The sequence below is a fragment of the Proteus sp. G2674 genome, from assembly GCF_009915195.1.
Lineage (GTDB): Bacteria > Pseudomonadota > Gammaproteobacteria > Enterobacterales > Enterobacteriaceae > Proteus > Proteus mirabilis.
Genome location: NZ_JAABLS010000005.1, coordinates 123717 through 135499, shown reverse-complemented (window position 1 = coordinate 135499; position 11783 = coordinate 123717). Strand labels below are relative to the sequence as shown.

Below are 11783 nucleotides of genomic sequence, written 5' to 3'. Positions count from 1 at the left end.
TTTTAATGACTGAAACAGAGGAGATAACAATGGTCTATGACTACATTATTATCGGTGCTGGTTCAGCCGGTAACGTTCTTGCTACCCGCTTGACAGAAGATCCTGATGTTACTGTGCTGCTCCTTGAAGCTGGAGGACCGGACTACAGGTTCGATTTTCGCACACAAATGCCAGCAGCATTAGCTTATCCGTTACAGGGTAGACGCTATAATTGGGCTTATGAAACAGAGCCTGAGCCACATATGAATAACCGCCGCATGGAGTGCGGGCGAGGTAAAGGATTAGGAGGATCATCACTCATTAATGGTATGTGTTACATTCGTGGTAACGCGATGGATTTTGATGAGTGGGCCAAATTACCTGGCCTTGAAGATTGGAATTATTTAAATTGCTTACCCTATTTTCGTAAAGCTGAAACCCGAGATATTGGGGCTAATGATTATCATGGTGATAGTGGGCCTGTTAGTGTGACTACACCGAAAAAGGGGAATAATGTTTTATTCCATGCGATGGTCGAAGCCGGTGTACAAGCTGGATATCCTAGAACTGACGATCTCAATGGTTATCAGCAAGAAGGATTTGGCCCTATGGATAGAACGGTAACCCCCCATGGGCGTCGAGCCAGTACGGCACGGGGTTATCTTGACCAAGCTAAATCGCGCAAAAACTTAACTATTGAGACACATGCTACAACCGATATTATTGAATTCGAAGGTAAAAAAGCAAGTGGTGTGCGCTATTTTAAAGGAACTAATACCACGCCACAGCATGTGAAAGCACGTAAAGAAATACTGCTTTGTGCCGGGGCGATTGCATCACCACAAATCTTACAACGCTCAGGTGTCGGCCCTGAAGATGTTCTCAATGAGTTTGATATTTCGCCAGTACATGTTTTACCGGGCGTGGGGCAGAATTTGCAAGATCATCTAGAGATGTATCTGCAATATGAATGCAAACAACCCGTTTCACTTTATCCGGCGTTAAAATGGTATAACCAACCTAAAATTGGTGCCGAGTGGTTATTTAAAGGAACGGGTATTGGGGCGAGCAATCAATTTGAAGCAGGGGGTTTTATTCGCTCAAGTGAAAAGTTTGCTTGGCCAAATATTCAGTTTCACTTTTTACCAGTGGCGATTAATTATAATGGCAGTAATGCAGTGGAAGTGCATGGTTTTCAAGCTCATGTGGGGTCGATGCGTTCGCCTAGTCGCGGACGTATAAAAATAACCTCACGAGATCCACATCAGCATCCAAGCATCTTGTTTAATTACATGTCAACAGAGCAAGATTGGCAAGAGTTTAGGGCTGCTATTCGTATCACGAGAGAAATTATGGCGCAACCTGCATTAGATCCCTATCGCGGTGAAGAAATTAGTCCCGGGAAAGATATTCAAACGGATGAACAGCTGGATGCTTTTGTGCGTGAGCGGGCAGAAACAGCATTTCACCCTTGTGGTAGTTGTAAAATGGGAAATGATGAAATGGCCGTCGTAGATGGTGCCGGACGCGTTCATGGTATAGAAAGCTTAAGAGTTATTGATGCTTCCATTATGCCCAATATAATTACTGGCAATTTAAATGCGACAACCATTATGATTGCTGAAAAAATGGCAGACAAAATTAAAGGCATTAAACCATTGCCAGCAAGCCAAGCAGATTACTATGTTGCTGGACATTCACCTGCCAGAAGAAATTAATTAACTTATCAAAACAATAGTCAAGAGGAATGAAAATTCCTCTTTTTTGTGACTGAAAGTAAAGCTTCTTTTTTCGTTATTATTTTATTTTTTTAAGTTTTATTAAATATTATTTATGTATTTTTTCATAATTAAATGATTATGAACTTTCCATTGTTATCATAAATATTTCTAAAGCAATCTCCTTTTTACAATCATTTTAAATAAGTCGAGTGACTCAAGTAAAACAACCATAACATCAGGATTGATGTGAGATATATCAATTTTTTCTATCACCGATCCCATTAATTATCATAAACAGAGTACGAAAACGTTTGCATAAAATTTTTATGCCGATAGAATGCGTCAGATTTTTTGGCCTGGTGAAATGAATAGGGGGTTAAAGTGTCTCAGGACAACAATTATAGTCAGGGCCCGGTGCCCATATCCGCAAGAAAGGGTGGATTAGCGTTAACCTTTGTGATGTTGGGATTAACGTTTTTTTCAGCCAGTATGTGGACTGGCGGCGCTCTTGGTACTGGTCTCTCCTTTAATGATTTCTTCCTCGCAGTTCTTATCGGTAATCTTCTCCTTGGTATTTACACCGCATTTCTTGGTTTTATTGGTTCTAAAACAGGTCTCACCACTCATCTTCTTGCTCGTTACTCTTTTGGTATTAAAGGCTCTTGGCTCCCCTCATTTTTACTCGGTGGTACACAAGTCGGTTGGTTTGGTGTTGGTGTTGCGATGTTTGCTATTCCCGTTGGTAAAGCCACGGGGATTGATATTAATCTCCTGATTGCGATATCAGGAATTTTAATGACTATCACTGTGTTTTTTGGTATCTCTGCATTAACTATTCTCTCCATTATTGCGGTTCCTGCTATTGCTATCCTAGGAAGTTACTCGGTATATCTTGCGGTACATGATATGGGAGGGCTTAATACACTAATGGCTGTGAAGCCTGCCGAACAACTCGATTTTAATTTAGCCCTTGCCATGGTGGTAGGCTCTTTTATTAGTGCCGGTACATTAACGGCGGATTTTGTTCGTTTTGGGCGTAACCCTAAAATTGCCGTGATTGTCGCTATTGTGGCTTTTTTCTTAGGAAATACTTTGATGTTTGTCTTTGGTGCTGCGGGAGCGGCATCATTAGGCATGGCGGATATCTCCGATGTGATGATAGCGCAAGGTTTATTACTGCCGGCGATCATTGTATTAGGTTTAAATATCTGGACGACCAATGATAATGCGTTATATGCATCAGGATTAGGTTTTGCCAATATCACAGGGTTATCCAGTAAAAAGTTATCTGTGGTTAATGGCATTATCGGCACATTGTGTGCGCTATGGCTTTATAATAATTTTGTTGGTTGGTTAACCTTTCTATCCGCGGCGATCCCCCCTGTAGGTGGCGTTATTATTGCAGATTATCTGATGAATAGAGCGCGGTATAATCAATTCAATGCTGACAATATGCAAAATGTGAACTGGGTAGCCTTACTTGCTGTGGCTATCGGTATTGCTGCCGGTCACTGGTTACCAGGGATCGTACCTGTTAATGCCGTGTTAGGTGGCGCAATCAGTTACGCGGTATTAAATCCAATATTAAATCGTCGTACAGCTCGACAAGCGGAGATAAGTCATGCTGGGTAAAAATATAGAACAAATTAATCATGCTCGTTTAGCTGGAAAAGAAGGTTTATGGCGCATTACAGTTAAAAATAACCAGATTGCAGCCATTGAGCCACAACCGCAAAGCGATTTTCATCCCCAAGGGTTAGATGCACAAGGTGGATTGGTTCACGCTCCTTTTGTTGAACCTCATATACATTTAGACACCACGCAGACAGCAGGACAGCCAAACTGGAATCAATCAGGAACCTTATTTGAAGGTATTGAGCGTTGGGCAGAAAAAAAAGCATTACTCACCCATGATGATGTTAAACAACGGGCGTGGCAAACATTACAATGGCAAATCGCCAATGGTATTCAGCATGTAAGAACCCATGTTGATGTTTCTGATGCATCGTTAACGGCTTTAAAAGCCATGTTAGAAGTCAAACAAGAAGTCAAACCTTGGGTTGATTTACAAATTGTGGCATTTCCCCAAGAAGGGATATTATCTTACCCTAATGGCGAAGCATTATTAGAAGAGGCCTTGAAATTAGGTGCGGATGTTGTGGGGGCAATCCCGCACTTTGAATTTACCCGTGAGTATGGCGTGGAGTCACTACATAAAACCTTCGCATTAGCGCTGAAATACGATCGACTTATTGATGTGCATTGTGATGAAATTGATGATGAACAATCGCGTTTTGTTGAAACCGTTGCTGCATTAGCACATAAAGAAAATATCGGCTCACGGGTGACAGCAAGTCATACAACCGCTATGCACTCTTATAATGGCGCTTATACTTCGCGTTTATTTCGTTTATTAAAAATGTCAGGCATTAATTTTGTAGCCAATCCATTAGTGAATATCCATTTGCAAGGGCGTTTTGATAGTTATCCAAAACGTCGAGGGATCACCCGTGTCAAAGAGATGTTAGCGAGTGGTATTAATGTTTGCTTTGGTCATGACGATGTCTTTGATCCATGGTATCCATTAGGTACAGCAAATATGCTACAAGTGCTGCATATGGGGTTACATGTTTGTCAGTTAATGGGCTATGGGCAAATTGATAATGGATTACAACTTATCAGTCATAATAGTGCAAAAACATTGGCATTAACGGATTATGGTGTGGAAGTCGGTAATAGTGCTAACTTTATTATTCTTCCTGCTGAAAATGGTTTTGATGCGTTACGTCGTCAAGTCCCTGTACGTTACTCTATTCGTCACGGTAAAGTGATTGCACAAACCGAGCCGGCTAAGACAGAAATTATGTTAGCTAAGCCAACGCCAATTACGTATAAATAAAGAATAATTGTGTAATATTAACTAATAACGGATAAGTAATAAATGCTTATCCGTTATTGCTATTAGTTTATTATGGCTGGATCAATTACTGACTATTTTGGCGAATAAGCGCAGCTAATTGCGCTAATTCCTCATCATTTGCGCGCTCAAAATCATGAGATGAAAGATAGCCAGGGTAGTTATCAAAGAAAATTTTTTGTCTGTTTTCAATGGGCGCCCATTTTGTCATATCACCCGTACCGTGCATTGGGCTGAGTTTGCTATGAACATGATCAACGCCAAAACCTTCAAAAAACATCCCCGTGCGTGACACATCTGGGAATGTTTTATCTAGGATTTTTGCCACTTTTTTAGTGGCGATGATCAATAACGCTAAGGCTTCATCGCTTAAATCAAAAGCATAACTTGGATAGTGTTTTTTCGGAATAACAACCGTAAAACCCTTGGTATTAGGGAAGATTGAAAGAAACGCAAGATGATGTTCATCCTCCCAAATTTTATGGCAAGGTGCTTTTCCCGCTACAATTTGACAGAAAATACAGTTATCCATAGTCGCCTCATAATATAGGGTGAAAAATACTTCAAATTATCGTTATAACTTGAAGTATTTAGCGTATCTAACCGCCATGTTTTTAGTGGTGGGGTTAGTCATATACTGAAGATTCCTAGTGATCTATTCACTTGTCATCTAGATACAAGGGTGATTAAAGTAGATTTCTTTCTGCTAAATCAAGCGCAAAGTAAGAGAGAATTAAATCAGCACCTGCGCGTTTAATGGAGCCTAGTGTTTCCATTACCACGCGATCTTCATCAATAGCACCCGCTAATGCAGCAAATTTGATTTGCGCATACTCCCCACTAATTTGGTAGGCTGCTAACGGTAATAGTGTACGTTCACGAACATCACGAATAATATCTAAATAAGCACCAGCAGGCTTAACCATTAACATATCCGCACCTTCTTGCTCATCAATCAATGATTCGCGGATAGCTTCCCGACGATTCATCGGATTCATTTGATATGTTTTACGATCACCAATTAAGCGAGAGCCAGCAGCATCACGGAATGGGCCATATAATGCAGAAGCAAATTTAGTTGAGTAGGAAACAATACCGGTATCGGTAAATCCTGCTTGATCTAATGCAGCACGAATAGCGGCAACTTGACCATCCATTGCGGCAGAGGGAGCAATAAAATCAGCACCAGCTTGTGCGGCGGCAACCGCCTGTAGACCTAAATTATGGATAGTTTCATCATTATCGACATGTTCACCATGTAAAACGCCACAGTGCCCATGTGAAGTATATTCACAGAAACAAGTATCTGACATAACAATCATTTCTGGTACAGCATCTTTACAAATACGAGACATGCGAGAAACTAGACCGTCGCTTTTCCAAGCGTCGCTACCTGTTTCATCAAGATGGTGTGAGACACCAAAGGTCATGACCGTTTTGATACCCGCTTTAGCGATACGCTCAATTTCATAAGCAAGGCGTTTTTCAGGAATACGTACCACACCTGGCATACTTTTGATCGGCTGATAATCCTCTAAGCCTTCTTCAACGAAAATAGGTAGGGCTAGATCATTTTTGCTGAGTGTCGTTTCTTGAAACAGCGCGCGCAGGTTCTCTGACTGGCGTAGTCTTCTTAATCGCTGGATGGATTGTTCGTTGCTCACAATATCTCCTTGTTATGGCCAGTTCTAATGATTATTTACTAAAGTATTATAAACCTTAATCGCAATAGATGGATACTATCATGCACAATAAATAGCGGCAGGGAAAAGTTAGCAGGGTTAAACGTAAGAAATGAAATAGGGGAGTTTTAATAAAAAAAGAGCAGGATTATTTCTGCTCCTTGGACTCTGCGCTTAATCATTTAAGGCAGTCAATGGATTATTTTTTCTGCTCTTGTAAAACAGAATCCATTTGAATTTTACATGCCGCAACAATTTGCGTTAAGCCTTCTTGGAACTCTTCACGTGAACCAATTTCTGCTTTTGCATCACGTAAAGATTTAACAACTTCAACGGTGCCATTAGAAAAATCAGCTTCCGTTGCATCTAGTTTTGCAAAATCAAAGTTTTGAGATTTCAATGTTGCTAATGCGTCTTTGGCGATTTTCTCAGGTGCTTCATTAGTATCATAAGCTTTTACTGAGATATCTTTGAATGTATTGCAATAATCTTCAGCCATTTTACTTGGGTTAGCAAATGCAACAGCAGGAAGTAAAAGCAGGGATAACAGAAGTGGTTTCATTATAAGCCTCATGGTTTATTTTTGGTGCGTACACTGTAAGTGTAACATATAAACCCATATAGCGTTAAATCAGAATAGGATTAACATTAGTTATTTATTACAGATAAAAAAATCCCCTCTATAACAATAGAGGGGCAGTTAAATGAATAAAGAATGGTTTATTTCGGAATTAAGTATATAGACTTTTCAGATTTACTTTTTGCTTATTTGTGCAGCACAAAAAGAAGCGACAATAAATTAAAATCATGCGCAATTGCACTTTGATGACGTCAATATCATTATTGACGATAAGCTGTTTTAATTTGGCTTAATGTGTTGCGGAAGGTTTCTGCTTGTTGTTCATCAGCAACTTCGGAAATAGCTCGCTCAATATTTAAGATAACGCGTCCAGCATCTGCTTGACCTAATGCTTTTAACATATAAGTCACAAGCGTTTTTAGGCATGCAACTTCTTGCGCTAATGTTTCAACATCTGCTTGTGTTTTAAACTTCTCATTCATGGTGAATTTCCCTTTATATCGTTTGTTTATTAACCTAAAAATAATGCCTAGTAACAGAATAACATTGTATTCATCTGGTATGAATAGCTTTTCTTACCGCCCATAAAAGAAATAAATGAATAAAACGAATAAATAAATAGTAGATAAGAAATCATTTCCGCTAGCACACTCTTATTATGATTATGTCATCGATATCACGCTATACTTTAAATTAGCCATTACCATTTAATGCGGTTTGATATAAAAATAAACACTCAGCAATAAAAGGTGAGGAATATGAGGAATAATAGATGAACAGAGAGCAACTATTACAAGCAATATCTCACTATCCTGCACTCGCTCAGCGAAATATGGGGAATACACATAAAGGCACTTTTGGTACATTAGCCATTATCGGCAGCTCAGAAGGCATGAGTGGTGCGATTGTTTTAGCGGGAAAAAGTGCGCTTAAAGCAGGGTGTGGTAAAGTCTTTTTGGGCTTTGCACAACCACAATTGCCACTGCCTTTTATTGATAGTGCACCCGAACTGATGCTACAAACAGCCATAACATTATTAGAGCAACCACAAATATCAGCATGGGCGATTGGCTGCGGTTTAGGGCTCTCATCTGATTCGGAACAATTGCTGACTACAGTACTAGCACAACGTAACGAGAAAATACCTTATGTTTTTGATGCCGATGCGCTGGTGTTATTGGCTCAATTAAACTTATCGCATATTAACACGAATTTAACCGCTAATTGTGTATTAACGCCCCATCCGAAAGAGGCCGCAACTTTACTTCATTGTGATGTTGCTGATATTCAAAATAACCGTCAACAAGCTGCAATAGAAATTACACGCCAATATCATTGTTGGGCCATAGTGAAAGGACAAGGAACGGTGATTGCTTCACCTCAAGGAAATATCACAGTAAATACAACAGGGAACAGTGGATTATCGACAGCAGGGAGCGGTGATGTATTAACCGGTGTCATGGCAAGTTTTTTAGCACAAGGTATGCCAATCGCAGAGGCTGTGCCGAGTGCTGTATGGATACATGGTATAGCCGCAGACCAATTAATAAAACAAGGAATAGGGCCAATAGGATTAACCGCATCAGAGCTTATTGATACCATCCGTGCGGTTCGCAACCAAATGTGGGCAACCCACCAACAGCACAGCACTGATTTATTTTAACTGAGTAGTTTATTTTTTGTAGTAACTCATTAATACTTAAAGCCGATTGATAATTGATATTAGGTTGGTTTTAGTTAATTGACTCACAGTAATCTTGAGGTTATTGCGATACTATTAAGGCAAATGGAGAGTTGAGAGGAGTTATTATGTATAAAACAATTTTAGTGCCTATCGATATTGTAGAAGAAGAGTTAACCAGTAAAGCAGTACGCCATGCGGTTTATTTAGCCAAAGAAACAGGAGCTAATTTACATCTTATTCATGTGCTTCCTATCTCTTCAGCCATTATTAATGCTTATTCACTGGGTTATCCCGAAATTAAAGACAAAGCGACAGTAAAAGCCGAAAATGATATGCAAATGCTGGTGGATTCGGTGGATCTGCCTGCTGAAAAAGTGGCTTACACTGTCACTTTCGGCTCTCCCCGTGATGAAATTTTAACGACAGCAAAAGATATTCAAGCAGATTTAATTGTTATCGGCTCTCGCAGACCCAACATTAGCACACATTTATTAGGCTCTACGGCTGCAGGCGTTGTTCGTTATGCAGATATTTCTGTGTTAGTGGTTCGTTAATTGACACATGTTAATAGGTTATGAGGTTTCATAACCTATTTTTTCTCTTTTAAATTATCTATTTTATCATTATTAAATTATTTTCATTGGGTTGCGCATTAATAGAGTCAATGGGATGGAAAAATTTACACAAGAACTTTTAAGGCTCGACCATTTTATTCTACGTATTCTACGCTACTATATAATAGGTACTGTATTCTTTTTTTTAGGATTATTACCGGGCGTGCTAGGGTTCTATTTTATTGAAGGACATACTTTTATGGAGTCCTCATTAAACGCAATATCAATGTTAAGTGGTCAACCGGTAGAGCCTGCGCCTGCAACACCAACAGGGCGTTTTTTTATTGCGATTTATGGTTTGTTTCTTCAGTGTGTTTTTATTTTATCGATTGGATTAGTAGTGACACCCTTTATTCATCGACAATTACATAAATGGCATCTTGAAGAGGATTAGCAATCATACTGTTGGTTGAAAAAATCAAAATAACAAACAGACGATAATTAATAATGAGGAGTTGCTATGTATAAGACAATTCTAGTGCCCGTGGATATTTCAGAAGATGAATTAACCGAAAAGGCTTTACAACACGCTGTTTATATTGCAAAGCTTGAAGGGGCTAAGATCCATTTGTTTCATGCTATTCCTGATGTTTCACGTTTTTCAATTAGTTATAGCTACCATTATGATATGTTAAGCTCTTTTGCTAATAAAGCGATTGAACGAGTTCAAGAACAACTGCAAGAATTAGCTAATTCTGTAGATTTACCTAAAGAGCAAGTTGATTTCTCTGCCGCATTTGGCTCAGCAAGAGATAAAGTGTTAGAGCTGGCAGAAAAAATTAAAGCGGATTTAATTGTCGTTGGCTCTCGTCGTCCTAGCATTTCAACTCATTTATTAGGCTCTAATGCATCAGGAATTGTGGCTTACGCCAAACAATCTGTGTTAGTTGTGCGTTAATCCTATAAGCGATGAAATAGGCTAACATCATAGTATAATATGGTATAAAAGGAGATAGAGGTAACGCTATCTCCTTATTAATCAAACTAGAATATTTAGTGTTTGATAATCAATTATTTTATCGATACTACTTGCTTAGTATTGGGATCATCAGCAATTGTAAAGGAGATGTAACTATATCTAGCGCCAAAGTAACGGGTAATAATATTCTTGGTGTGCTGGCACCAATAAGATTTTCTTTGTATTGGTAGAATTCAACATTAAAGGGATGGTTAAAAGGTAGTAAATACTCATTTTTTTGTTCTTTATTTTTTTGATGAACTGTTCCAAGTAAATTATCTATTTTTAGTGAACAGGTGTTTATATCTTTTTTACATATAAAACCATAAGTTAATGCTGCTTCTTTATCGGTTTGAGTTATCCAGTTATAATTTATTTTAATTTTCCCATTAAATTGCTTCTTTTGCTTATCAATAATAAATTCAACTGGATTTTCTACGCTCAATTTATCATGGTGGATAAGAGGATCTCTTAAAATATTTACTGCGTTATCTCCACCTCTTATTAATAAATAATCAAAATGCTCACCAATAAATACCCATCCGCTAGTACCGTTACTATCTTTTGCTAGAGAGAGTGCGGTAATTGAATCGCCTTTCCAATGAGAACGATGATAGCCATTATCATTTTCAGTTGATAACATTAACCCGAATGAAAAACAGCCTGATAATAAAAAGAAAATAGGAAAAATAACTATTGATAATAAGACAGCGGACTTTGTTCTCAAGAAACTTACCATATTAATTTTCTCTTAGTTATAAATTAATGAATTCTGTCATGATAATCTTTAAATGACTTCAAATATATTTTCAAATTTATAAAGTGGTCATTTTATGAATAGCTTATTTATTAAAAATAAAATAATTATAAAGAATATATAAAATAATTATAGTGTTTTATATATTAAAAGAATAAATATAAGTCGATAGAAATTTATTGCTGATAAAAATTGTCTATTAATGCGATCAGTGCACTAATAAAGAGCCTTTTTATTGAATGTAAATGATAATTATTCTAATCTAAAGTGAAGATAATGACTGAGAGATAACAATATGTTGAATAATAACAATTTTACAATAATGTCTGTTGACCAATTTCCCATTATTACCATGCAGGTTTTCCCAGAAACGTTAGAGCATGCTAATAACTGGATTGCTGAAATGGACTTAGTGCTTGCTCAAAAACAAAACTTTGTATTGGTTTACCCACCTATCAACAAGAAAAATGAACAAGAGGATATGGAGGGCATGAAAGCCGTTAGACGCTGGCTGAAAACAGGGAAAATGCCATTAAGTCAATATTGTGCTGGAATGATCATGACCGTCAATCAACAAACAAATGATAAAGAGCAACTGATGCAGTTATCTCCCGTTGTTTCTGCGGTGTACGGTGTACCTATCTTTGTTGAAGAAACCCTTGATGGGGCTTATCTCAAAGCCAATAGTTTATTAGCTTAAACCATCATCCCTCAGAAATAAAAAATATACTCGTATTTATGGGGCACTAATATTTTCGGTGCCTTTGTTGTTTTTGATTTTGTAGTTCAATAGTAAGAATACACTTTTATGGTAGTACCAAGATGGATAAAACTTTGATCTACTTTCAGCCTTAAATATTTTAATTATTCATAATAGTATAGAAAGACGAT

Annotated in this window: 13 protein-coding genes; 8 read left to right on the top strand and 5 right to left on the bottom strand. The window is 38.1% G+C overall.

Annotated elements, in window-relative coordinates; translation table 11 throughout:
- Positions 1 to 29 precede the first annotated feature (29 nt).
- The 3 genes from betA to GWI58_RS01100 all read left to right on the top strand — a co-directional run bounded on the left by betA (position 30) and on the right by GWI58_RS01100 (position 4599).
- Entirely contained in the window at positions 30 to 1697 is a 1668-nt protein-coding gene (betA, locus tag GWI58_RS01110) for a choline dehydrogenase (protein ID WP_004250946.1), read from the top strand.
- A gap of 384 nt (positions 1698 to 2081) precedes the next feature.
- Complete coding sequence (gene codB / locus GWI58_RS01105) at positions 2082 to 3332, top strand: cytosine permease (protein ID WP_161768835.1); 1251 nt, start codon at positions 2082 to 2084, stop codon at positions 3330 to 3332.
- The gene (locus GWI58_RS01100; RefSeq protein WP_161768834.1) at positions 3322 to 4599 is read left to right on the top strand and encodes a cytosine deaminase; all 1278 of its coding nucleotides are present in this window, start codon (positions 3322 to 3324) and stop codon (positions 4597 to 4599) included. Before codB ends, GWI58_RS01100 begins: the two co-directional genes overlap by 11 nt.
- An 85-nt stretch (positions 4600 to 4684) precedes the next feature.
- Here GWI58_RS01100 and GWI58_RS01095 read toward each other — a convergent pair whose 3' ends face one another.
- The 4 genes from GWI58_RS01095 to GWI58_RS01080 form a co-directional block, all read right to left on the bottom strand.
- Positions 4685 to 5149: an HIT family protein gene (locus GWI58_RS01095; RefSeq protein WP_017628067.1), complete on the bottom strand. Its 465-nt coding sequence runs from the start codon at positions 5147 to 5149 to the stop codon at positions 4685 to 4687.
- A 154-nt stretch (positions 5150 to 5303) separates the two neighbouring features.
- Positions 5304 to 6281 carry a porphobilinogen synthase gene (gene hemB, locus GWI58_RS01090; RefSeq protein ID WP_012368000.1) on the bottom strand — a complete coding sequence of 326 codons (978 nt, stop codon included), beginning with the start codon at positions 6279 to 6281 and terminating at the stop codon, positions 5304 to 5306.
- A gap of 217 nt (positions 6282 to 6498) precedes the next feature.
- Positions 6499 to 6861 carry a hypothetical protein gene (locus GWI58_RS01085; protein WP_004248202.1) on the bottom strand — a complete coding sequence of 121 codons (363 nt, stop codon included), beginning with the start codon at positions 6859 to 6861 and terminating at the stop codon, positions 6499 to 6501.
- Between the two features lie 278 nt (positions 6862 to 7139).
- The gene (locus tag GWI58_RS01080; protein WP_036905633.1) at positions 7140 to 7361 is read right to left on the bottom strand and encodes a DUF2594 family protein; all 222 of its coding nucleotides are present in this window, start codon (positions 7359 to 7361) and stop codon (positions 7140 to 7142) included.
- A 290-nt stretch (positions 7362 to 7651) separates the two neighbouring features.
- Here GWI58_RS01080 and GWI58_RS01075 point away from each other — a divergent pair, with 290 nt between their 5' ends.
- From GWI58_RS01075 to GWI58_RS01060, 4 genes are all read left to right on the top strand, one after another.
- A complete protein-coding gene (locus tag GWI58_RS01075) occupies positions 7652 to 8542 on the top strand; it encodes an NAD(P)H-hydrate dehydratase (RefSeq protein WP_012367998.1) in 891 nt (296 codons plus the stop codon).
- A 146-nt stretch (positions 8543 to 8688) separates the two neighbouring features.
- Positions 8689 to 9117: a universal stress protein gene (locus GWI58_RS01070; protein ID WP_004243205.1), complete on the top strand. Its 429-nt coding sequence runs from the start codon at positions 8689 to 8691 to the stop codon at positions 9115 to 9117.
- Positions 9118 to 9232: 115 nt separating this feature from the next.
- On the top strand, positions 9233 to 9571 hold the full coding sequence (locus GWI58_RS01065) for a hypothetical protein (protein ID WP_004243204.1): 339 nt from the start codon (positions 9233 to 9235) through the stop codon (positions 9569 to 9571).
- Between the two features lie 66 nt (positions 9572 to 9637).
- Positions 9638 to 10075 carry a universal stress protein gene (locus GWI58_RS01060; protein WP_004243203.1) on the top strand — a complete coding sequence of 146 codons (438 nt, stop codon included), beginning with the start codon at positions 9638 to 9640 and terminating at the stop codon, positions 10073 to 10075.
- A gap of 127 nt (positions 10076 to 10202) precedes the next feature.
- Here GWI58_RS01060 and GWI58_RS01055 read toward each other — a convergent pair whose 3' ends face one another.
- Positions 10203 to 10874: a hypothetical protein gene (locus GWI58_RS01055; RefSeq protein ID WP_124725492.1), complete on the bottom strand. Its 672-nt coding sequence runs from the start codon at positions 10872 to 10874 to the stop codon at positions 10203 to 10205.
- A 313-nt stretch (positions 10875 to 11187) separates the two neighbouring features.
- On the opposite strand from GWI58_RS01055, the gene GWI58_RS01050 reads away from it, so the two are divergent.
- Entirely contained in the window at positions 11188 to 11592 is a 405-nt protein-coding gene (locus GWI58_RS01050) for a hypothetical protein (RefSeq protein ID WP_017628070.1), read from the top strand.
- The last annotated feature ends 191 nt before the right edge of the window (positions 11593 to 11783 follow it).

What these genes read in the sequence shown, in the direction of transcription:
- GWI58_RS01100 (WP_161768834.1), top strand. Translation starts at nt 3,322, where the DNA reads ATGCTGGGTAAAAATATAGAACAAATTAATCATGCTCGTTTAGCTGGA.
- GWI58_RS01060 (WP_004243203.1), top strand. Translation starts at nt 9,638, where the DNA reads ATGTATAAGACAATTCTAGTGCCCGTGGATATTTCAGAAGATGAATTA.
- GWI58_RS01050 (WP_017628070.1), top strand. Translation starts at nt 11,188, where the DNA reads ATGTTGAATAATAACAATTTTACAATAATGTCTGTTGACCAATTTCCC.
- GWI58_RS01080 (WP_036905633.1), bottom strand. Translation starts at nt 7,361, where the DNA reads ATGAATGAGAAGTTTAAAACACAAGCAGATGTTGAAACATTAGCGCAA.
- GWI58_RS01065 (WP_004243204.1), top strand. Translation starts at nt 9,233, where the DNA reads ATGGAAAAATTTACACAAGAACTTTTAAGGCTCGACCATTTTATTCTA.
- GWI58_RS01095 (WP_017628067.1), bottom strand. Translation starts at nt 5,149, where the DNA reads ATGGATAACTGTATTTTCTGTCAAATTGTAGCGGGAAAAGCACCTTGC.
- GWI58_RS01085 (WP_004248202.1), bottom strand. Translation starts at nt 6,861, where the DNA reads ATGAAACCACTTCTGTTATCCCTGCTTTTACTTCCTGCTGTTGCATTT.
- betA (WP_004250946.1), top strand. Translation starts at nt 30, where the DNA reads ATGGTCTATGACTACATTATTATCGGTGCTGGTTCAGCCGGTAACGTT.
- GWI58_RS01075 (WP_012367998.1), top strand. Translation starts at nt 7,652, where the DNA reads ATGAACAGAGAGCAACTATTACAAGCAATATCTCACTATCCTGCACTC.
- GWI58_RS01055 (WP_124725492.1), bottom strand. Translation starts at nt 10,874, where the DNA reads ATGGTAAGTTTCTTGAGAACAAAGTCCGCTGTCTTATTATCAATAGTT.
- GWI58_RS01070 (WP_004243205.1), top strand. Translation starts at nt 8,689, where the DNA reads ATGTATAAAACAATTTTAGTGCCTATCGATATTGTAGAAGAAGAGTTA.